The 21853-nt window shown below is 71.8% G+C and carries 17 protein-coding genes; 14 read left to right on the forward strand and 3 right to left on the reverse strand.

What is annotated here, in order from left to right; all coding sequences use genetic code 11:
- Window positions 1-106 precede the first annotated feature (106 nt).
- Window positions 107-730 (reverse strand): hypothetical protein, encoded by a 624-nt coding sequence (locus ACFYXC_RS20290; RefSeq protein ID WP_389553400.1) that lies wholly within the window; start codon window positions 728-730, stop codon window positions 107-109.
- Between the two features lie 350 nt (window positions 731-1080).
- Here ACFYXC_RS20290 and ACFYXC_RS20295 point away from each other — a divergent pair, with 350 nt between their 5' ends.
- Together ACFYXC_RS20295 and ACFYXC_RS20300 are read left to right on the forward strand one after the other, a co-directional pair.
- On the forward strand, window positions 1081-2376 hold the full coding sequence (locus tag ACFYXC_RS20295; RefSeq protein WP_389553402.1) for a lanthionine synthetase LanC family protein: 1296 nt from the start codon (window positions 1081-1083) through the stop codon (window positions 2374-2376).
- Complete coding sequence (locus ACFYXC_RS20300) at window positions 2373-2903, forward strand: MBL fold metallo-hydrolase (RefSeq protein WP_389553404.1); 531 nt, start codon at window positions 2373-2375, stop codon at window positions 2901-2903. Before ACFYXC_RS20295 ends, ACFYXC_RS20300 begins: the two co-directional genes overlap by 4 nt.
- A gap of 774 nt (window positions 2904-3677) precedes the next feature.
- Here the strand turns inward: ACFYXC_RS20300 and ACFYXC_RS20305 are convergent.
- Together ACFYXC_RS20305 and ACFYXC_RS20310 are read right to left on the reverse strand one after the other, a co-directional pair.
- The gene (locus ACFYXC_RS20305) at window positions 3678-5090 is read right to left on the reverse strand and encodes a cytochrome P450 (protein ID WP_389553406.1); all 1413 of its coding nucleotides are present in this window, start codon (window positions 5088-5090) and stop codon (window positions 3678-3680) included.
- 303 nt (window positions 5091-5393) lie between these two features.
- A complete protein-coding gene (locus tag ACFYXC_RS20310; protein ID WP_389553407.1) occupies window positions 5394-6695 on the reverse strand; it encodes a hypothetical protein in 1302 nt (433 codons plus the stop codon).
- 668 nt (window positions 6696-7363) lie between these two features.
- Here ACFYXC_RS20310 and ACFYXC_RS20315 point away from each other — a divergent pair.
- The 12 genes from ACFYXC_RS20315 to ACFYXC_RS20370 all read left to right on the forward strand — a co-directional run bounded on the left by ACFYXC_RS20315 (window position 7364) and on the right by ACFYXC_RS20370 (window position 21474).
- The gene (locus ACFYXC_RS20315; RefSeq protein WP_389553409.1) at window positions 7364-8464 is read left to right on the forward strand and encodes a polyprenyl synthetase family protein; all 1101 of its coding nucleotides are present in this window, start codon (window positions 7364-7366) and stop codon (window positions 8462-8464) included.
- On the forward strand, window positions 8461-9534 hold the full coding sequence (locus tag ACFYXC_RS20320; RefSeq protein WP_389553411.1) for a polyprenyl synthetase family protein: 1074 nt from the start codon (window positions 8461-8463) through the stop codon (window positions 9532-9534). Before ACFYXC_RS20315 ends, ACFYXC_RS20320 begins: the two co-directional genes overlap by 4 nt.
- A gap of 280 nt (window positions 9535-9814) precedes the next feature.
- Window positions 9815-10840, forward strand: a complete 1026-nt coding sequence (locus tag ACFYXC_RS20325; protein ID WP_389553413.1) for a terpene synthase family protein — start codon at window positions 9815-9817, stop codon at window positions 10838-10840.
- Window positions 10837-12324: a protoporphyrinogen/coproporphyrinogen oxidase gene (locus ACFYXC_RS20330; RefSeq protein WP_389553415.1), complete on the forward strand. Its 1488-nt coding sequence runs from the start codon at window positions 10837-10839 to the stop codon at window positions 12322-12324. Before ACFYXC_RS20325 ends, ACFYXC_RS20330 begins: the two co-directional genes overlap by 4 nt.
- Window positions 12321-13691, forward strand: a complete 1371-nt coding sequence (locus tag ACFYXC_RS20335; protein WP_389553417.1) for a protoporphyrinogen/coproporphyrinogen oxidase — start codon at window positions 12321-12323, stop codon at window positions 13689-13691. Before ACFYXC_RS20330 ends, ACFYXC_RS20335 begins: the two co-directional genes overlap by 4 nt.
- Before the next feature lie 143 nt (window positions 13692-13834).
- Window positions 13835-14833 (forward strand): mevalonate kinase, encoded by a 999-nt coding sequence (gene mvk, locus ACFYXC_RS20340; RefSeq protein WP_389553419.1) that lies wholly within the window; start codon window positions 13835-13837, stop codon window positions 14831-14833.
- On the forward strand, window positions 14820-15821 hold the full coding sequence (mvaD, locus tag ACFYXC_RS20345; protein WP_389553420.1) for a diphosphomevalonate decarboxylase: 1002 nt from the start codon (window positions 14820-14822) through the stop codon (window positions 15819-15821). Before mvk ends, mvaD begins: the two co-directional genes overlap by 14 nt.
- Window positions 15821-17002, forward strand: a complete 1182-nt coding sequence (locus tag ACFYXC_RS20350; protein WP_389553422.1) for a phosphomevalonate kinase — start codon at window positions 15821-15823, stop codon at window positions 17000-17002. Before mvaD ends, ACFYXC_RS20350 begins: the two co-directional genes overlap by 1 nt.
- Window positions 16999-18078 carry a type 2 isopentenyl-diphosphate Delta-isomerase gene (gene fni / locus ACFYXC_RS20355; protein WP_389553423.1) on the forward strand — a complete coding sequence of 360 codons (1080 nt, stop codon included), beginning with the start codon at window positions 16999-17001 and terminating at the stop codon, window positions 18076-18078. The genes ACFYXC_RS20350 and fni overlap by 4 nt, the downstream gene beginning before the upstream one ends.
- The gene (locus tag ACFYXC_RS20360) at window positions 18075-19151 is read left to right on the forward strand and encodes a hydroxymethylglutaryl-CoA reductase (protein ID WP_389553425.1); all 1077 of its coding nucleotides are present in this window, start codon (window positions 18075-18077) and stop codon (window positions 19149-19151) included. The genes fni and ACFYXC_RS20360 overlap by 4 nt, the downstream gene beginning before the upstream one ends.
- Complete coding sequence (locus ACFYXC_RS20365) at window positions 19141-20316, forward strand: hydroxymethylglutaryl-CoA synthase (RefSeq protein WP_388926199.1); 1176 nt, start codon at window positions 19141-19143, stop codon at window positions 20314-20316. Before ACFYXC_RS20360 ends, ACFYXC_RS20365 begins: the two co-directional genes overlap by 11 nt.
- Window positions 20317-20427: 111 nt before the next feature.
- Entirely contained in the window at window positions 20428-21474 is a 1047-nt protein-coding gene (locus ACFYXC_RS20370) for a 3-oxoacyl-ACP synthase III family protein (RefSeq protein WP_389553427.1), read from the forward strand.
- The last annotated feature ends 379 nt before the right edge of the window (window positions 21475-21853 follow it).

The following is a 21853-nucleotide window of genomic DNA, read 5'->3' on the forward strand; positions in this document are numbered from 1 at the left end:
AGCACTGAACGACGGCATCACCGCGCCCTGGACATGACCGGCGCGGGGCCGTCCTTCCGACCCCCGTGGCGGGAGGACGGCCCCGGTCCTTTCGGTGACTGCCCGGTCAGTACAGCTTGTTGACGGCCGTGCTCGTGGTCTTCTTGAAGGCGGCAACGGGCGCATTCCCGAAGTCGCCCATCTGTCCCCACGAGACGACGGTGACGGTCCTGTCGTCCCGTCCGACGGACAGCAGGGCGATGTCGGTGGCGCCCCAGGACGTCTCGGTGTGCAGGCCGCGGACGCGGGCGCCCTCCTCGACCGGCAGGGTGCCGTAGTCCCGGCCCTCGGCCTCGACGTCCGGGGAGTTCTGCTCGATGCGCTCGGCGCAGGTGCGGATCAGGTCGTCGTAGTGCTTCGCCAGGGCCTTGGCCTGGGCGGCTGTGCCGGTCACGACGGTCAACTGCACGGCGCTGGTGTCCAGGTCGGTCCGGAACTCACGGTGCCGGTAGTCGTAGTCGAGCACGCCCTCCGTGCTCACGCAGAAGCCGAGCGCCTCCGGGAACCCTTCGGTGACCGGGCCGGCCGTCCAGGCCGAGGTCGGGTGCGGCGGCAGCTGGGACGCCGACAGGAACGTGGGCGCGGCAGCCTTCGTCGCGGCGCCGGCGGCCGGTGCCGTGAGGACCGTGCCGGCTGTGAGGGCGGCGACGGTGAGTGCGGTGAGCGCGCTTGCTCGCATACGCATGGACATGGGTGTTTCCCCCGTGGGTGAATGCGTGGATGTGGATGCCGCGGTCAGTCCGGCTGGTCGGCCCGGGCCTGGCCGGTGCGGCACCAAGAGCATCACCGGTCACAGCGGGCGGGCGCAACGGCCGACGGCCGATCAAGCACGTTGGAATGATCCCAGCCTGTCTGACGTGCAGGTATATGGATGGCTGGGATACCGACCCGTGCCGGGTGAGGCCGTACGAGGACGGGTAACCCGTGTCGGCCATCCACGAGGCAGCCGAGCCCGCGGCTCCTTTGCCCTCGTGGTACGGCGGTTGCCGTCCGAGCGCCACCTCCCGGAGTGGCTCTGGGAGAGCGTGCGAGAGTGGGGCCATGGCGGCAGCGGATGAAGTCACGGTCGTGGCGGTCGACGAGGTCGAAGGGCTTGCGGTGGACGGGCTGCGCTGGCTGACGGCGGCGGCACGGGAATTTGCCGGTGGAGGTCTCGCCTGGCCGTCCAAGCTTTCGGACGACGAGCTGGACCCGATGTTCTACAGCGGCACGGCCGGGATCGTCCCGGTGCTCCTGGAGGCGTGGCGGCACTTCGGCGACGACGCTTACGCCGACACCGCCCTGCGCGCGGCTCGCAGCCTCGCGGACTCCGTCGACGGTATCGACGACGACTCCCTCTACTTCGGTCGCACCGGAATGGCCGTCGTCCTGCGGGCCCTCCACACCGAGCTCGGCGACACGGCCGCCGGAGCCGCCGCCGACCGCGCGCTGGAACTCGTGCGATCACGCTTCGACGGGACGCGGTGGGGGGAGTTGTTCGAGCTGATGGGCGGCAACGCGGGCATCGGCCTCGGCGCGCTCATGGCCGGTGACGCCGAACTGGCGGTTCTCGCCGTGGAGCCGTATCTGCGGACCGCGGAGCGCACCCCGACCGGCGTCCAATGGGCCCACCGTCCGGGCACCGACTCCCGTCTGCATCATCTCTCGCACGGCACGCTCGGCATCGTCCTGGCGCTCGCCCGGGTCGGCCGGGCCACCGGCCGTGCCGACCTGGTCGATCTGGCACTGGCCGGTGCCGCGAACATCGTGGCGCGCGACGAAGGGGGCCCGGAGGGCTTCCTGGTGGTGCACTCCACTCCGCAGTACCTTCCCGATGCGATCGATCCTTATGGTTACGGCTGGTGCCATGGTCCGGCCGGCGACGCCCAGGTCTTCCGGCTGCTGCGGGACGTCACGGCCGACCCTCTCTGGTCCGCCCTCGCCGACCGCTGCTGGCACACGGTCACTCACTGCGGGCTGCCCCAGCGGCTGCGTCCCGGCTTCTGGGACAACAACGGCCGCTGCTGTGGCACCGCGGGTGTCCTCGCCCTGGCCTGCGACCGGATCGCCGAACACCAGGACCCGTACGACTTCGCCCACGTCCTCGTCGCGGACCTCGCCGCCCGCGCGACCCGGGACACCGACGGTGCGCGCTGGTCCAACGTCGAGCACCGGGCCACCCCGAGCGACCTCGAACCCTGCACCGGCTGGGCGATGGGCAACGCGGGCATCGTCCGCGAACTGCTGCGCTTCGCGCGGCTCAGCCGCGGAGGCGATCCCCGGTACGCGTTCACTTGGCCGGACCAGCCCTCGGTACCCCCTCAGGCTCCGATCGCCGCTCCGGAACGGACACCGTGACGTGCTGGATCGAGGATCAGGAGCAGGTCCGGAAGACCGCCGAGGAATGGCATGCCTGGCCGCGGGCTGTCCGGTGGTGGCACCATCTGTGGGATGCCCTCTTCCCAGAGGAGAAGCGGCCGTTCTTCCAGAACGCCGCGTACCTGTTGCAGCGGGCCGAACTCGACGCGATCGACGAGGTCAACCCGCAGGCGCGGTCCACGGTCATCGACCCGCTCCGCACCACCGGTCAGCTACGGCTGCTCGACGGCGACACCCCCCTGCACAGCGACATGCGCGTGTTCGCCACGCCCGGTCACACACCCGGGCACCAGAGCGTGCTCCTCACGTCGGGGCACGAACGGGTCACCGTCACCGGTGACCTGCTCGTGCACGCGATCCAGCTGCTCCATCCCGAACTCGCCTACGCGCACGAGATGGACGCCGGGCAGGCGAGGGCGTCGAGGGAACAGGTGCTCCGCAGTCGGGCCGCCGGCACCCTCCACCTCGCGACCCCGCACCTGACCGAACCGTTCGTCACCCGCTGACTCGCCGGCTCACCCTTCAGCGAAGGGTCATGATGCATCGTCTGCTGCGGAACTCGGCCTCGCTGCCTTGGGGCTGGGGGTCCTGAGGGACGGACGGCTCATGGTCCTCGTCCTCGCCCGTGTCCTCCTGAGGGAGCCACGGCAGCCAGGTAAAAGGGTCGTCGGTGGCGAGTGGGGCGATCGGGTTGCACGTGAATTCGGTGCCACGTGGGGGAGTGACGTTTGTCTGCGCCACCATGAAGGTGTCGGTCCGTAATTCACTGGATAACCCGAGCGGATTTCGCGTGACAGGCAAGACGTTACCCATTTCTGTTTTCCATCGAGTGCCTGAGTGGGGGACGCTTCGCGCATTGCAGTGGTCTACTTTCGGCCATCTCGTCGTGACGTGTTCGGTGCGAGAGGTCACGTATTCGGTGCGAGAGGTCACGTAGAAACATTAAGCAACAGGCTAAGACAGTCCCAAGGGCGATACAAGCGATAGTGGTCGACAGGAATGATTGACCGGAATCCGGCAAGCTCCGGTGTCCGCGATCGGGCATCTTTCCGTTCGTCGTCCGCGCATGTCTCCACGTGAAAGGTGCAGGGCAAGATGCCTGTCGGTGGGACTGCCTACCCTGACGGTCGCCCTGTTCGGATGTCGCAGTGCCCGTATGGGGGGTCGCGGCGAACCGGTTCATGCCCGTTTCGGTCCTTGGGCCCGCCGGCGGGGACGAAATCCGCTCGGCCGGAGCTGCCGGAGCACACCTGCGTCAGTGCGGCCGGCGTCCCGCCCGGTCAGTGGGACTGGCGGGACCGGGAGAGCATGTCCGCGGGGACGGGGCCGACCGGGGTCAGACTGCACTCCACGGCCCGCGCCGCCCGAATGGTGACGCCCACCTCCAGGGGGACGTCCGCCACCGTCTCGGTGAAGCGATACCGCTGGAGCAGCCTCGCCACCGCGAGCTTCATCTGCAGCATGGCGAAGTGGTTGCCTATGCAGGAGCGCGGGCCGCCGCCGAGCGGGAACCACGCGTAGCGCGGCCTGCGGCTCTCCTCCTCGGGGCGGAAGCGGTCGGGCGAGAAGCGCTGCGGGTCCGGCCAGTAGGAGGGGTGGTGGTGCGTCACCCAGGGCGACACGTACACGTAGGCCCCCGCCGGTATCGCGTACCCGTCGATGACCGTCGACTGCACCGCCCGGCGGATGAGCACCGGTGCCGCCGGATAGAGGCGCATGGTCTCCTTGAGAACCCGCTCCACGGACGGCAGCTCATCCAGGTCCGCCGGGGTGGGTCGACGTCCGCCGAGGACGGAGCGCACCTCGTCGCGTACGGACTCCTGGACGTCCTGGTGCTGCGCCAGCATGTACATGGTGAACGTGAGTGATGTCGCCGTGGTGTCCGAGCCCGCCAGCAGGAAGACCAGCACCTGGTCGCGGAGTTCTTCGTCGGTGAGCGGGGTGTCCTCGTCGCTGCGCGCGTTGATGAGCAGGGTCAGCAGATCGGTCCCCGCCTCCTCGCCCGAGGCGCCGCTCTGCCGACGCTGTTCGATCAGGCGGTCGCACAGCGCGTGCAGCTCGTCCTGGGCGGCGCGTGCCCGGCGATTGGCGGGGGTGGGGAAGGCGCGGGGCAGGTTCAACGGCATGAGGCCGCGCCGGAGGGTGTACGTGCTGAGGGCGGGCATGCAGCGCCGCACCACCTCCGCCGCCTGTTCGGCGTCCGAGCCGAAGAGGATGCGGGTGATCATCCTTACGGTGAGCCGACTCATGTCCTCGTTGAGATCGGGCCGCCCGCCCCTGGCGGCCTCCCATTCGGCGCACAGGACGTCGGCCTCGTCGCACACGGCCGTGCCGTAGTCCGCCACCCGCTTCTTGGTGAACAGCGGGGAGAGGAGCCGGCGCTGCCTGATGTGGTCGTCGTCGAGACTGCTGAGCAGGCCGTTGCCGAATGTCTGCCGCATCTCCTGGGAGAAACGGTCGTCCTTGCGGAAGTTCGCCGACTGGCCGGCCAGCACCTGCTGGGCGCCGGTGGCGGAGAAGACGAAGTGGATCGTCGTACGCAGGCCGGGCGGCCCGGACACGATCCGGACCACGTCACCGTGCTCGCTGCGGGCCCGTTCGTACACGCCCAGAGGATCTCGCCGCAGGTCCAGCATCGAGCCGAGAAGCGGCAGTCCGTCGACAGTGGGTACCTCGGTCGGGTTCGTCTCCATCTCCGGCATCCCTTTCCATGGCTCGGCGTGGCAGGCGGCGACCGGCCCGGCCCCTGCCGGGGCGTCGGCCCGTCGACCTCTGCGATCCATTGCACGCCGGTCCGTTCGCCGTCCGACAGGGCTTCCCGGCTCGCATGTGTCCTCTGCGGCCCACGCTTGTGCCCTTGTGCGCCGTGCCGCGGGCGGGTGCCGACGAACGGCCGCGACGGCGCCGGGTGTGCCCGACGGTCGCCAGGCGGCGGCGCACGGCTGTTCACACCGCGGGGGGTGCCGTTCATGCCGCGAGGCCCTCCGGGGAGCGCTTCACACCGCGAGACGCTCCGGGGAGCGCTGGTAGGTGGTGTAGCCGTCCAGACGGCCGAGGGCGGACCGCACGGACGGCCGCCGTGCATGGGGCAGCAGCCTGGTGCGCAGGTCAGCGAGCCGGTCGGCGGTGCGCGGGCAGCGGATCCGGCCGTAGTGGTCGAGCAACTGGTCGATGACGGCGCAGGCCCGGTCCAGCCGTCCCTCCAGCAAGTGGATCTCGCTGAGTTTGGCGAGCGTCAGCGCACGGGCACGGTGCGCGCGCGGCGATCGGTGCCGCAGGGAGGCGGCCAGTGCCTGACCGGCCCTGCCGTAGTCGCCGAGGCTCTGGTGCACATGACCCCTCTGGTAGTGCAGCGCGGCCATGGGGTAACCGCTGAACGGCGAGGAGGGCTCGCTCTGTCCGCCGTGCAGGGCCATCGCGTCGGAGAGCGCCGAGAGCGAGCGCCGTTCCTCCCCGCCCATCGCGTGCATCACGGCCAGATGACTCATCAGGTACGCCCGGATGGGCGGCGGGGCGTCCTCCGGCGCGGCCGACCACGCCGCACGGGCGAGTGCCGGGTCCCGGTGCCCCAGCTGGTTGGACTGCGCACTCATCGCCCGCAGGGTGACGGCGTACTGGGTGCGGTCCCCGGCCTCGATGGCCAGTTGCGCGGACACGTGGAAATACTGCTGCGCCACCCCGCTCTGACGGCAGTCCCCGCTCATACGGGCCAGCAGATGCGTCAGCCGGGACAGCTTCCCCAGGAGCAGCGAGTGGGTGCGCCGGTCGGTTCGGGCGGCGAGGAAGGCGGCGCCGTCCGTGGCGAGATAGGTGGCCAGCGCGGTGCGTCCGTGGGCACCGCCGTAGGTGTCGATGGTCTCCGCGTAGTACGTGATGGTGTGCGTCAGGGCCGCCAGGTCGCCCGGCCCGAGCCGCCAGTCGCCCCCCGTGGGCTGCGGCTCGGTGTCGGTCCAGGCCGGAGGGGTGCTGTTGGGCCGAAAGGGAAGGGCGCGAAACGCCGTCCGGGTTCCCGGACCGGTGTCCGCCGTGGTCAGCATCGCCAGCGCCTCCCGGCCGCTCCCGCCGGTCGCGTGCAACGCGTCCGTCGGCTCGTCCGGCACGCGCGCCAGTCCGGTCTCCTGGACGCTGATGTGCCGGCCGAGCCGCCGGGTCAGGATCTCGGCCACCAGCACGGGCACCGGAGCCGGCGGCCGGGAGCCCGCCAGCCAGCCGGCGACCGACTTGCGGTTGTACCGGAGCACCCGCTTGTTCTCCGCCGCGGCGAGATTGACGGACCGCGCCAGTGCCTCGCCCGACAAACCCGCTTCCCTCATAAGTCGTTTCAGTTGCTGATTCGGATGGCTGCGTGCCACGACAACTCCTCAGAGCGCATTTCGGTGGCAGAAACGGAAATCCGCCGGTGACAACTTTGTGTCGGCGGATGCCGCGACGCTGCGACCGCCCGTGGTTCCGTCTCATAGATCAAGAATCATTTGTCGTCTAACCACCCTGGACAAATATGTAACCGGTTTTTTCTGGCCACATTCCGTACGTGATATATGTCCGCACTTGACGGATTTGCCGGAGAAGCGGTGTGTCGGCTCCGCGGTCACAAGTTCACAAGAAAGCGACCCGTGAGACACCCGGACGTGTGGAAGTCGCTGGCACCGCGAAGCAGCTCCTGCTTGGCTTCTGGTGTCGGGTGAAACAGTGAATTCGACTTTCCGTATACGAAGCTGTTTCTCGGTCGGGATCGCACGGTGCGCCTCCCGGCCACCGGCACAGAGAAGAACGCGGCGCCCGCGAGGACCGGGTGCGCCGCCGGCACCGGAACCGGGCCGAGCCCTGTGCGACCGAGCACACCGGTCCTGAGCACCTGGGTGCCTGCGGTCACCGTACGAAGACTCCTCGCAGAACGGCCCGGTGAACACGCGGGCCATACGCCGCACCCGTCATGACCTGACCAGTGGGAGTGGAGACGACGTCCATGAACCAGACAGAGGTCCTCGGCGCCCCGGCCGCGGACACCGTCAGGGAGACGCTGGCCGAGTGCAGAGCGGCCACACTTCCCGCCCTGCGCACCGCGGTGGAGAGCCTGCACCCCCGGCTGGCTCGCATCAGCGCCTACCACCTGGGCTGGTGCCGCCCCGACGGCACGCCCACCGACGGCCACCCCGGAAAGCTGATGCGCGCCGCCCTGGCCGTGCTCGCGGCGCGGGCGTTCGGCGCGAGCACCGCGTCCGCGGTACCCGGCGCGGTCGCCGTCGAACTGGTGCACAACTTCTCCCTGTTGCACGACGACCTGATGGACGCCGACGAACTGCGGCGCGGCCGCCCCACCGCCTGGGTGGTCTTCGGGCGAGGGCCCGCCGTACTGGCAGGCGACGCGCTGCTGAGCCAGGCGCTCCGGGTCGTCGCCGAAGTCCGGGGGACCCCGGGGCGACCGGCGACCGGGGCGATGACGTCGGCGGTGGACGCCATCATCCAAGGGCAGGCCGCCGACCTGGAGTTGGACGGCTGCCCGGTGGACGAGGTGGACACCGACGACTACCTGGCCGCGTGCGCCAAGACCAGTGGCCTCCTGGGCGGCTGCCTCGAAGTGGGCGCGGTGCTCGCCCACGCACCCGCGCCGGCGGCCCGCATGCTCCGCTCCGCCGCCTGGGACCTGGGCGTGGCGTGGCAGATCGCCGACGACGCAGAGAGTCTGTGGGGTGATCCCGCCGCCAGCGGCAAGGACTCCTACGGCGACCTGCGCAGCGGCAAGAGGACCTACCCCGTCATCGCCGCACTGCGCTCCGGCACCGCGGCCGGGACCCGGCTGGCCGCCCGGCTCAGCGCCACCGAGACCCCCGCCGAGGCCGAACTGGCCTCGCTGGCCGACCTCGTCGAGGAGGCGGGCGGGCGCGAGGCGGCCGAGCGAACCGCCCGCCGCTACCTCGACCAGGCCCTGCACACGCTCAGCCGGGCGGGGGGAGAGGCCGGCGCCGTCGACACCCTGACCGCCCTCTTCCGCCATGTACTCGCCCGCCATGAACAGTGGACCACCAGGGTCCCGACCGCCCCTGACACGAAGGGAGCAATCCGTTGAACGCGGCCGAGGCCACAGACACGAAGACCGGCACGAACACACGCACCGCCCCCGCCGACGACGCCGAACCCGAGGCATGGCTCCACCACGCCAGGGAGGTGACCGACCCGGTGCTGCGGAAAGCGGGGGACTCCCTGCATCCGCAGGCACGCATGGTCGTCGGCTACCACCTGGGCTGGTGGGACGCGCAGGGCCGACCCGTCACCACCGGCTGGGGCAAGGCGGTACGCCCGGCCCTCGCCCTGCTCTCGGCACGGGCCCTGGGCGCCCCTCCCGGAGTCGGCGCACACTGCGCCGCCGCCGTGCAACTCGCGCACGACTCCTCGCTGTTGCACGACGACATCATCGACCGCGACGACACCCGCAGGCACCGGCCCGCCGCCTGGCGCGTCTTCGGGATCGGCGGCGCGCTGCTGGCCGGTGACGCCATGCTCGCCCAGGCGGTCTGCCTGGTCCAGCACGAGGGCCCGAGCGCCCCGGCCACCGCGGCGCTGAACGAGGCCGTACAGCAGTTCATCGGCGGGCAGTTCGAGGACATCGGGTTCGAGGAACGAGCCGACGTCTCGCTCACCGAGTGCACCACCATGGCGGCGCGAAAGACCGGTGCGCTCATGGGAGCCGCCTGTCGTCTGGGAGCCCTGGCAGGCGGTGCCGACCGGGCGCAGGCGGCGAGCCTGGACGCCTTCGGCCGGTCCCTCGGCCTGGCCTTCCAGCACGTGGACGACCTGCTCGGCATCTGGGGCGACCCCGGGGCGACGGGCAAACCGGTCGGCGCCGACCTCCATGCCCGCAAGAAGAGCCTGCCCGTGGTGGCCGCCCTGGGATCGGACACCCCGGAGGCCGTCGAACTGGCCGAGCTCTATGCGCGCGACCCCTCCCTGGACGACGCCGGCGTCCTGCGGCGCGCCGCCCTCCTCGTCGAGCGTGCGGGAGGACGGCAACGGACCAGCGGGCTCGCCCGCCGGCACCTGGCCGAGGCGCTGGACCACCTCGACGCCACCCTCCTGCCCGCCTCCGACACCCGGCCGCTGCGCAGGCTCGCCGAGTGGCTGGCCCTGCGCGACCACTGACACCGGCGCCGCGGCGGGCACGCCGGACCGCACACGACCGCACCGCCGGCCACCGCACCGCCGACCGGCGGGCCCACCCAGCGAGACTCCGCAGCCCGCAGCCCGCAAGCCCGCAAGCCCGCAAGCCGACCAGACCGTCCGCCCACCGGGCCGGCCCTCTGGCGTCGCTCCACCTCCGTCGGGCCGACGGCCCGACCGATCTCCGATCTCCCAGTTCTTCGCCGAGCCCGTTCGTGGGCCGGCGCCCACCCGGCCGACGGCCGGGGAAAGGAGAGACATCGTGCACAGCCCGGTCTCCGATCCGGTTCTCGACACCGTCCTGCCCCGATGGCCCTTCCCGGCCGCACCCGCCCGCGACCCCGGTGACATCGCCGCCGTCGAGACCGGCGGCGCGGAATGGGCCAGGCGCCTGGGTCTGATCGACTCCGGCGACCCCCGGCACCCGCTTCGCCGCCTGTGCGCGGGCGAACTGGTCAGCCACGGCTATCCGCGCGCGGACACCGGCATCCGCGTGCTGATCACCCAGTGGACGATGTGGTACTTCAACCTCGACGACCACTTCGAGGACGGTGCCGCCGGCGCGAGTGCCGCCGCCGCAGACCGGGCGGCGGCCCCGCTCAGGGGTCTGGTGGAGGCCGCCAGGCGCCGCGAGCCACTGCCCGTCCCCGAGGACGCCCTCCAGCGCGCGCTGGCCGACCTGTTGGAGCGGACCGCGCAGCACATGGCACCCGTGCAGTTCGGTGAACTCCTCGCACACCTGGACGACTACTTCACCTCTCTCGTCGTGGAGTCCGACTACCGGGCACGTGGTGTTCTTCCCGGCGTCGACTCCTACATCGCCCTGCGCCGGGACACCGGACCGGTGCTGCCGCTGCTGGACTTCGTGGAGCAGGCCGAGTCGGTACGGCTGCCGGCGCGCTTCTACGGCACTCCCGAGTACACCGAGATGATCGGCTGTGCGGCCGACATCGCGTCCTGGATCAACGACCTGTGCTCGGTGTCGAAGGAACTGGACCGCCCGGACGCCTACAACCTCGTGGTCCTCCTGCACCGACTGGAGAACATGTCGCTGCAGGACGCCGCCGCCGAGACCCTGGACCGGATCGAGCAGCGGGTGAGGGCGCTGAAACAGGCGCTGGAGCACGCCGGCGGACCCTCCGGCACGGGCGGCCCGTACACCGCCGCCGAGAAGGCGGCCCTGACCACCTGGGCCGACGGACTGCTCAGCTTCCAGAACCACGTCGAGTGGTATCTGCGGCACGGTCGCTACGACCGGGACGAGCCCCACTCGGAGGTCCCCGCGTGACCGGCCGCCGACCCGCGCCCAACGGCACGGCCCGCGCGGCCGCCCACCAGGCCGGACCGCGAGCGCACGGACGCCCCCACGTCGTCGTGGTCGGCGCGGGCATCGCCGGCCTCACCAGCGCCTTCCTCCTGCAGCGGCGCGGCTGCCGGGTCACCGTGCTGGAAAGCGGCGGGCCGGAGTACGTCGGTGGCCGGATGGCGTCCGTGCGGCGCGGCGGGTTCTTCGTCGACACCGGAGCCTCACTGCTGTCGCGGCGCTACCACACGATGCTGAAGCTCGCCGAGCTGGCCGGGGCCGGCGACCGGCTGCTGCCCTCCTCCGACCGCATCGGACTCATGCGCGACCGGCAGGTGCACCACGTACACGTCGGTTCCCTGCCACGCATGGCGGCCGGACTGCTGCGGTTCGCGCCGTTCCCGTCCGACCTGCCCAAACTGATGCTCGACCACCTGCGCATACGGCGCTCGCTGGACTGGTACGACATGTCCGCGGCGGCCCGCCACGACGGGGAGTCCGTCGCCGGCTACGCGGTCCGCCGCGGGCTGCGGCCGGGCACCGTGGACCATCTGCTGGACCCGCTGTGCATGCTCGCCTCGCTCCAGGACGTCGAACGCACCTCGTCCGTGGCACCCTTCATGCTGCTCAACTCCCTGCTGGGCGGCGGCGGCCTGTTCACCTTCCGCGACGGGGTCGGGGCGCTGCCACGGCTCCTCGCCGCCCAACTGCCCGTGACCTATGACGCCACGGTCCGCCAGGTCGAGGAGAGCGCCACCGGGGTCGCGGTCACCTGGCAGGCGCAGGACGGCACGGGCGAGCACACCGAGCGGGCCGACGCCTGCGTGCTGGCCGTGCCCGTCTCCCGGACACCGAATCTCTACGGCCAGATGCAGCGGCCGTTCAGCGAGTTCTTCCGGCGCGTCGAGTACACCGGCAGCGTCCACGTGGCTTTCGGCCTCGACCGGCCCACCGCCGAACGGGCCGTGATGGTGAACGTCCCGCGGTCCGAACACCCCGCGCTCGTGGGCGTGATCCTCCCGCACAACACCGCTCCCGGCCGCGTGCCGCAGGGGCGGGGACTGGTCATGGCGCACTTCCGGGGCTCCTGGTCGGACCGTCATCGCGACCTGCCCGAGGAACAGCTCGTCGACCACGCGCGGTCGGCTCTGCGGACGGTCGGACTGACGCCCGAGACCGAGAACCACACCGTCATGACCCACGTCATGCGCCCCGGACAGTGCGTGGTCTTCCGCAGGCCCGGCGACTACCGCGAGATCGCCCGGCTCAGCTCGGCATGGCCGGCCACCTCACGGGTCCGGCTCGCGGGCGGTGACTTCTTCACCCAGTCCAGCACGCATCACAGCATCTGCTCGGCGGCGCGGGTGTCCCGCCAGCTCTGGGAGCGGCTGGAGGCGGCGCCCGCGCCGGTCCGACCGCACCCAGCCGTATCCGTATCCGTCTCCGCTCGGACGAAAGGAACGCAGTGAACGCCACGGGCACCAAGGAACCGATCATCGTCGTGGGAGCCGGCATCGCCGGCATGACCGCGGCCTTCCGCCTCCAGCTGGCCGGGCACCCGGTCCGCGTCCTGGAGGCCGAGGACCGGGCCGGCGGCCGCATGCGCACGGTGGAACGCCGCGGCTACCACATGGACCTGGCCGCGATCCTGCTGATCGAGAACTACACGCAGATGCGCGACCTCGTCCGGGAACTCGGCATCGAGGACACCACCCTGCGCACCAACAACCTCGTCGGGATCCGCCGCGAGGGCCGGGTCCACCGGCTGCGGGCGGACCGGCCCACCGACCTCAAGCGCTCGGGGTTGCTCCCCTGGAGTTCGCTGCCCGCCATGGTGCGGCTGCAGTCGGACCTCAAGAAGTACGCGAACCGGCTGCGCTGGGACAGCGACATGGGCGAGGCCGCCGCCCTCGACACCGAGACGGCCGCCGCCTACGCGGAACGCCGGCTCGACGCCCGGTTCCGCGACTGGGTGGTGGACCCGATGAGCGCCATGTTCTTCAACTCACCCCCCGACCTGTCGGTGGTCAACTTCCTGTTCTCGATGCCGGCCGTGAACTCCAAGTGGTTCAACTTCCACGACCGGGTCGACACCCTCACCACGACACTCGCCGCCCGGCTGGACGTGGAGACCCGCGCCGAGGTCACCCAGGTGGAGGAGACCCCGGACGGCGTGCGGGTGCACTGGCGCCGGGAGGGCGAACCCGAGCACACCGAGGAGGCCGCCGCGGCGGTGGTCGCCCTGCCTGGCCCGGTCGCCGCCCGGCTGTGCCCAGGGCTGGCCCCGACCACACGGGACTACCTGGCGAACGTGCCGTACGTACCGGACATCCACGTGTACTTCGGCGTCGACCGCGTCCCGGACGAGACGGCCACCTGCGTGCTCTTCCCGCAGCGCGAGCACCCCGACCTGGGGGTCATCACCTTCAACCACAACTTCGCCCCCGGCCGCGCCCCGCAGGGCCACGCCCTGCTGACCAGCTACTACCGCTATCCGTGGGCGATGCGGCACTGGGAGGCCGACGACGAGGAGATCGAGGCGCTGACCCACGAGGTGCACCGGCAGGCATGGCCGGAGATGGCCCGGCACATCGAGGCCCACCAGGACATGGCGTACGTGCAGCGTTGGAAGAACGCGGTCATCCTGCGCAAGCCCGGCGACTACGCGCGGCTGCGCGACTTCAACCGCGGCCTCGATCCCCGCTCGCGCGTCCAGCTCGCCGGGGACTACCTCGCCTTCAGCGCGACCAACTCCAGCCTCGTCACGGGCCAGCGGGCCGCCGAGCGGGTGAGCGAGGTCGTCAGCACCGGCGCGGTCGCCGCCGGCCGCCGATAGAGAACGCCCTGCGGACCGCGAGGCGAGCGGCACAGACGCGCCGGCGGTCCCGTCCGTGGGCGGCCGGGGCGACAACACCGGTCGGCCGCCCCGCGGGAGGGACCGCCGCCCCGACCGCCACCCGGAAGAAAGGAATGCAGATCATGTCCACGCACTGCACGTCCAGGACCGAGGAGCAGCAGGTCGCGACGGGCGGGGCGCACGGCAAGGCCATCCTGCTCGGCGAGCACGCGGTGGTCTACGGTGCCCCGGCAGTGGCGCTCCCGCTGCCGGCGCTGACCTGCCGGGCCACCGTGCGCCGTACGACAGGACCCGGTGTCTCCCGCCTGTGCCTGGCCGCCCAGGGCGAGCACGGCGCCCCGAAGGAGGCGGAAGGGGACGTACCGGAGGAACTCCTCCTGCTGCTGCGTGCCTTCGCCGAACGGGCGGGCCTCGACGCGCCCCCCGCACTGGAGATACGCCTCCACAGCAGCGTTCCGCCGTCCCGTGGCCTCGGATCCAGCGCGGCGAACGCCCGCGCGCTGGTCCGCGCGCTCGACGCCCTCTTCGGGACGGGCCTGGACGACCAGGAGATCTTCGACCTCGTACAGGTGTCCGAGCAGTCGGCCCACGGCCTGGCCAGCGGCATCGACGCACTGGCCACGGGCCGCGAGCGGCCGGTAGTCCTCACGGACGGCCGGCCCCGCACCCCGTCGGTGGGCGCCGGATTCCACGTCGTCGTGGCCGACAGCGGCAGCGGCGGCGGCACCAGGAAGGCCGTCGGGATGCTGCGGGACGCCTTCGCGCGGAACCCGGACCATCGCACGCGGTTCGTCCAGCGGTCCACCGGGTTCACCCGGGCCGCGCTCGACGACATGGCGGCGGGTGACCTCCCCGCGCTGGGCCGGCACCTCACCGACTGCCACCGGATGCTCGCGGACCTCGGCCTGACCACGGACCGCACCGACGCGCTCGCCCGTACCGCTCTCGACGCGGGCGCGCTCGGAGCCAAGATGAGCGGCGGCGGACTCGGCGGGTGTGTCGTGGCCCTGACCGCGACCGCCGCTGACGCCACGTCGGTGTCCACCGCACTCGCCGACCGTACGGGCGCCCGCACCTGGACGGCCGCCGTCGCGAAGGGAGCCGGACATGACGGCCCGTGAGGCGGCGGTGGCCGTCGCGCACCCCAACATCGCCCTGATCAAGTACTGGGGCAAACGCGACGAACACCTGGTCCTGCCCTTCACCGACAGCCTGTCGCTGACCCTCGACGTGTTCCCCACGACGACCACGGTCCGGCTTGACCCGGACGCGGCGGCGGACCACGTGGTCATGGACGGCGCCCCCGCCCGGGGCGAGGTGCTGAGCCGCGCCACCACCTTCCTGGACCTGGTGCGCGAGCGCGCCGGGCGCCGGGAACGCGCACTGGTCGACACCCGCAACACCGTGCCCGTGGGAGCCGGACTGGCCTCCTCCGCCAGCGGGTTCGCCGCACTGACCCTGGCCGCGGCCCACGCCTACGGGCTGCCCGGAGATGCCGGGGAACTGTCCCGGCTGGCCCGCCGCGGCTCCGGATCGGCCGCGCGGTCCCTCTTCGGCGGCTTCGTCGTCTGGCACGCCGGCGACCCCGGCGCCCCCGACCCCGACCGTGCCTCCTACGCGGAACCGGTGACCGACGCCCGACTGGACGCGGCGCTGGTCGCCGTCGTCCTGGAACCGGGCCCCAAACCCGTGTCGAGCAGGGAGGCCATGCGGCGCACGGTCGCCACCTCGCCGCTCTACCCGGACTGGGTGACGGACAGCCGCGCCGACCTCGTCCGCCTGCGGAGGGCGCTCCGCGAGGGTGACATGGCCACCGTCGGTGAGACAGCCGAGCGCAACGCCCTCGCCATGCACGCCACCATGGAGGCCGCGCGGCCCGCCGTCCGCTACCGCACCGGCGCCTCCGACGCCGTGCTCGGGCATGTCCGCCGTCTGCGCGAGGAGGGTGTGGGCGCCTGGGCGACCATGGACGCCGGCCCCAACGTCAAAGTGCTCTGCGCCTCAGCCGACGCGGAACGGGTCGCCGACCGCATGCGGGAGGCCACCGAGGCCCGGGTGGTCGTGGCGCGCAGCGGTCCGGCCGCCGGGCTGCGGCAGGTGACGGCGTGATGGCGGCCCGGACCACCCGCCGCGCACCCGGAAAGCTCATGGTGGCGGGGGAGTACGCGGTCCTCGAACCGGGGCGGCCCGCTGTCGTCGTGGCCGTCGACCGGTACGTCACCGTCACCGTCACGGCCGCCGAGGGCGCGGACGTGGTGATCGGCTCGGACCTGTTGGACCACGAGCTGCGGCTCCGCCGCGGCGGACAGGGTCTCGAGGCGCTGCCGGGACAGGACCCGGCCCTCGTGCGCGGTGTGCTGGCGCACGTCGTGTCGGCCGTGGAGACGATCGAGGAGCTGCGGACCGAACGGCGCCTCGGCCTCGCGCCGGTGCGGCTGTCGATACGCAGCGACCTGCACCGCGGCGGTGTCAAGACCGGCCTGGGTTCCAGCGCGGCGGTCACCGTCGCCACCCTCCGGGCGCTGGCGGACCACTACGGGATGCGGTTGTCCGCCGAGGACCGTTTCCGGCTCGCCCTGCTGGCCACCGTCCGGGTCGATCCGGGCCCCTCGGGCGCCGACCTCGCGGCCGCGACCTGGCGGGGATGGGTGTCCTACCGGTCACCCGACCGGCGGGGCCTGCTGGACGACCTGCACCGGCACGGGGTCGCGCACACCCTGGGGCAATCCTGGACGGAGTGTGCCGTCCGGCCGTTGCCGCCTCCCACCGGTCTGGCTCTGCACGTGGGCTGGAGCGGCAGCGCGGCGTCCACCACCGCTCTCGTCGCCGACCTCGCCACCCGGCCGGGGTGGCAGGGCGTACCCAGGGCCCGCTTCCTCGACGACAGCGAACAGTGTGTGTCGGTCGTCGAGCGGGCCCTGCGGGGGGACGAACCGTCAGCTCTTCTCGACGCCGTCCGCACCGCCCGCGGTCTGCTGGCCCGACTCGACGAGGAGACCTCTCTCGGCATCGTCACCGAGCCCCTGCGCCGTCTCTGCGAGGTGGCCGAGTCCTGTGGCGCCGCCGCCAAGCCCTCCGGCGCGGGTGGCGGCGACTGCGGTATCGCCCTGCTCCCGGCGCACCGTTCCCCCGCCCTGCTGCGCCTGCGCTGGACGGCGGCCGGCATCACCCCCCTGCCGCTCGAAGCGACCTCCGGCGCCACCGCCGGTCCCGGCTCCGGCCCTGGTTCCGGTCGTGAGGACCCGCCCCTCTCCGACGTCTCCCCTTCTCTGCGAGGACACACCCGATGACCGGACACCGGAAGGACGACCACGTACGGCTCGCCCACGAGCAACACACCACCAAGGGGGAGCCGTCGGCCCCCAACGGGCCGCCGCGGACCAGCCAGTTCGACGAGGTGCGCTTCGTGCACCACGCCCTCGCCGGCACCGACCGCGAGAAGGTCTCACTCGCGACCCGCTTCGCTGGAGTCGACTGGCCGGTCCCGCTGTACATCAACGCCATGACTGGCGGCAGTCCGCGAACGGGGGAGATCAACCGCGATCTGGCCGTCGCCGCCCGTGAGACCGGACTGCCCATCGCCACCGGCTCCATGAGCCCCTACCTCAAGGACCCCGACACGGCGTCCACCTTCACGCCCGTGCGACGCGAGCACCCCGACGGTTTCGTCCTTGCCAACCTCAACGCCGAGGCCACCCCCGAGCAGGCCCGCCGGGCGGTCGGCCTGCTGGACGCCGACGCCCTGCAGATACACATCAACTCCGTGCAGGAGACCGTCATGCCCGAGGGCGACCGGTCCTTCGCCCACTGGGCCGGCAGCATCGAACGCATCGCTGCCGCCGTCGACGTACCCGTGATCGTCAAGGAGGTCGGCTTCGGACTGAGCGGACGGACCGTGCGCGAACTGGCCTCGCTCGGAGTGCGCGCCGCCGACGTGGCGGGCAGCGGCGGAACCGACTTCGCCCGCATCGAGAACAGCCGCCGCGACAGGCCCGACTACGCCTACCTGGAGGGCTGGGGTCTGAGCACCCCGGCCGCGCTCCTCGACGCCCGTGGCTGCGGTCTGCCGCTGCTCGCCTCCGGCGGCGTACGAAGCCCCCTGGACGTCGCCCGGGCCCTCGCCCTGGGCGCACGCGCCGTCGGCGCCTCCGGGCCTTTCCTCACCACGCTCCTCGACGGCGGGGTGGACGCCCTCGTACGGCACATCACCACCTGGCTGGACCAGCTGACCGCCCTCATGACCCTGCTCGGCGCGCACAGCCCGGAAGCACTGGCCGACTGCGACGTCTGGCTCACCGGATCGCTGCGCGCCTTCAGTCTCGACCGCGGTCTGATCACGACCGCGGAGAAAGGAGTCACCGCATGACCCTCATGGCAGAACAGCCGACCGACCTCGCGGCGGCAGGCGTCCCCCTGCGCTGGGTGGGCCCCGTACGCGTGTCCGGCAATGTCACCAGCACCGAGACCGAGGTGCCCCTGGCCACCTACGAATCCCCGCTGTGGCCCTCCGTCGGCCGCGGCGCGAAGATCTCCCGACTGGTCGAGGAAGGCATCCGCACCACCCTGGTCGACGAGCGGATGACCCGCTCGGTCCTGGTGGAGGCCGACGACGCGGCCGCCGCCCACACCGCGGCCCGCGCCGTCCAGGGTGATCTCCCGCGGTTGCGGGAGATCACCCGCGAAAGCAGCCGCTACGCCCGGCTCCTCGACGTCCGCCACGAGATCACCGGACCGCTGCTGTTCCTCCGCTTCGAGTTCGCCACCGGCGACGCCTCCGGCCACAACATGGCCACCCTCGCCTCCGACGCCCTGCTGGCGCACGTCCTCGCCACCGTCCCCGGCATCCGCTACGGCTCCATCTCCGCGAACTACTGCACCGACAAGAAGGCCACCGCCATCAACGGCATCCTCGGCCGCGGAAAGAACGTCGTCGCCGAGATCCTCGTGCCCCGGCAGGTCGTAGAGGCGCGCCTGCACACCACCGCGGACCGGATCACCGCCCTCAACATCAACAAGAACCTGGTCGGCACCCTGCTGGCCGGCGGCATCCGCTCGGCCAACGCCCACTACGCCAACATGCTCCTCGCCTTCTACCTGGCCACCGGGCAGGACGCGGCGAACATCGTGGAGGGTTCCCAGGGAGTCACCTACACCCAGGACCGCGACGGTGACCTGTACTTCTCCTGCACCCTGCCCAACCTGGTGCTCGGCACGGTCGGCAACGGCAAGGGCCTCGGTTTCGTCGACGCCCACCTCACCCGGCTCGGCTGCCGAGAGGACCGGCCCGCCGGCGAGAACGCCCGACGGCTCGCCGTCCTGGCCGCCGCGACCGTCCTGTGCGGCGAACTGTCCCTCCTCGCCGCCCAGACCAACCCCGGCGAACTGATGAAAGCCCACAACCGATTCGAACGCGCCACGGGAGACGCCCATGTCCGCTGAGACCGCCATCGGTATCCACGACCTGTCCTTCCGCACCACCAGCCTCGTCCTGAACCACTCCGAACTGGCCCGCTCCAACGGCACCGACGTCGCCAAGTACCACAAGGGGCTCGGCCAGCACGCGATGAGCGTTCCGACCCCCGACGAGGACATCGTCACCATGGCCGCGGCCGCCGCGCTGCCCCTGGTGCAACGGCACGGCCCCGATCGCATACGCACCGTCGTCCTCGCCACCGAGAGCTCCATCGACCAGTCCAAGGCGGCGGGAGTGTACGTCCACTCCCTGCTGGGACTGCCGCCGCACGTCCGCGTCGTCGAGGTCAAGCAGGCTTGTTACGGCGCCACCGCCGCTCTGCAGTTCGCGGCCGGACTCGTCCACCGTGACCCCGATCAGCAGGTTCTCGTCATCGCAAGCGACATCTCGCGCTACGACCTCGACAGCCCCGGCGAGGCCACCCAGGGCGCGGCGGCCGCCGCCATGCTCGTCTCCGCCGACCCGGCCCTGCTCGAACTCACCGGCCCCTCCGGCCTGTTCACCGCGGACGTGATGGACTTCTGGCGCCCCAACTACCGGGCCACGGCCCTGGTCGACGGCAAGGCGTCGGTCACGGCCTACCTCGACGCGGTCGAGGGCGCCTGGCGGGACTACCACGACCGCGGCGGCCTGCCGCTGGAGGACTTCCGCGCCTTCTGCTACCACCAGCCCTACACGAGGCTGGCCTTCAAGGCGCACCGGGCCCTGCTGGAGACCTGCGGGGCACACACGGACGAGGAGACGCTGAACGACGCCGTGGCCCCCACCACCGGCTACAACGAGACCGTCGGCAACAGCTACACGGCCTCCGTCTACCTGGCGCTCACCGCCGCCCTGGAGAACTGCTCCGACCTGGACGGCCGCACACTGGGCCTGTTCAGCTACGGATCCGGCAGCGTCGCCGAGTTCCTCGCCGCCCGGGTGCGCCCCGGCTACCGGTCGCATCTGCGGTCCGACGCGCACCGGGAAGCCGTCGGAACCCGGGAGGCCATCGACTACGAGACGTATCGCGGGCTGCGCCTGCAGAACCTGCCGACCGACGGCAGCTGGTACGAATTGCCCCATCAGACCCGGGGTCCCTTCCGGCTGGCGGCCCTCCGCGACCACCAGCGCATCTACGAGGCCGCTTGACCTGCGGCAGCCCTTCGGCGCCGGCGGCGCGGAGTCCGGGACCGGCACCGGACGTCCCGCGCGGCGCAGTGCAGCCTGCCCCCCATCCGGACCGATCGGAGACGAGTTGACATGACCAGCCCATCAGACGCTGTCCCCATCGCGGGAGCCGCCGTCGGCGTGCTCGGCACCGGTTCGTGCCTCCCCGGCAACGTCGTCACCAACGAGGAGGTGGGAACACCGGCCGGGGTGACGCCCGAGTGGATCGCGCAGCGGACCGGCATCCGTGCACGCCGCTGGGCCAAACCCGACGACGTCACCTCAAGTCTCGCCGCGACCGCTGCCCGCACCGCACTCGCGGACGCCGGCATCGGGGTCGGCGACCTGTCCCTGATCGTCGTGGCGACCTCCACCCCGGATTCGCCGCAACCCCCGACCGCCGCCGTGGTCGCCGCCGAACTCGGTGTTCCGCCCGGCACGCCCGCCTTCGACATGAACGCCGTCTGCAGCGGCTTCGTCTTCGCCCTGGCCACGGCCGAGCGGATGCTGCACGGCACCCCGGGACACGCCCTGGTCGTCGGCGCCGACATCTACTCCCGCATCCTCGACCCCGCCGACCGCCGCACCGCGATCCTGTTCGGTGACGGCGCGGGCGCCGTCGTCCTGGGCCCGGTCCGCAGAAGGGGCGTGATCGCCACCCGGCTGGCGTCGTTCCCCGACCACCGTGACCTGATCAGCGTCCCGGCCGGCGGCAGCCGGATCCCGGCCTCGCCCGAATCCCTCGCGGACGGTCTGCACTACTTCACGATGGACGGCCGGGCCGTACGCGCCTTCGTCGAGGACCACGTCGGACCGATGGTCGACGACTTCCTGCACGAGCACGGTGCTTCGGCGTCCGGCGAGGAGTCAGGCGCGCCCCGTGTGCACTTCGTGCCGCACCAGGCCAACGGCCGCATGATCGAGAAGCTGGCGGCCGACCTCGGCTTCCCGCCGGAACGCGCCCATGCGACCGTACGGGAGTACGGCAACACCGGTGCCGCGTCGGTGCCCGTGACCCTCGACCACACAGCGAGCCGGCTGGCACCGGGCGACCTCGTTCTCCTGGCCGGCTTCGGCGGGGGCATGGCCGCCGGACTGGCCCTCCTCGAATGGGAGCCCCGGCCCACACACCACACCTGACCGCGACCGCCCGGGGACATGGGGCACGGAAGCACGCAGACTTCGCGATCCGCGACATGGCGCACCTGCCGCGACGCAAGGCAGGTGCGCCATCGTGTCGTTGCCGGCGACACACGGGAACTGTCGGTTGTTCATCAGCGCTTCACAAGGAAGGCTCCGGCGCACCATATTGGGTCTGTAGGCGCCCCGACCTGCCGCGGTCGTGCGTGCGCTCATGTGCCCGCCCGGCCGCTCGTGTGCTCACGGCTTTCCTGTCACGGGGTGAGTGCTCCCCGCGCTGCTGTGAAGATTCGCTGGAGACTGGTGGGACCCCTCGGATCACGGCCACGCAATCAGCCGCCGGATGGCCGAAACAGCTGGTAACACCCCCTCGCACGAC

This window comes from Streptomyces sp. NPDC002701 (genome assembly GCF_042889045.1).
In the GTDB taxonomy this organism is placed as follows: Bacteria; Actinomycetota; Actinomycetes; order Streptomycetales; family Streptomycetaceae; genus Streptomyces.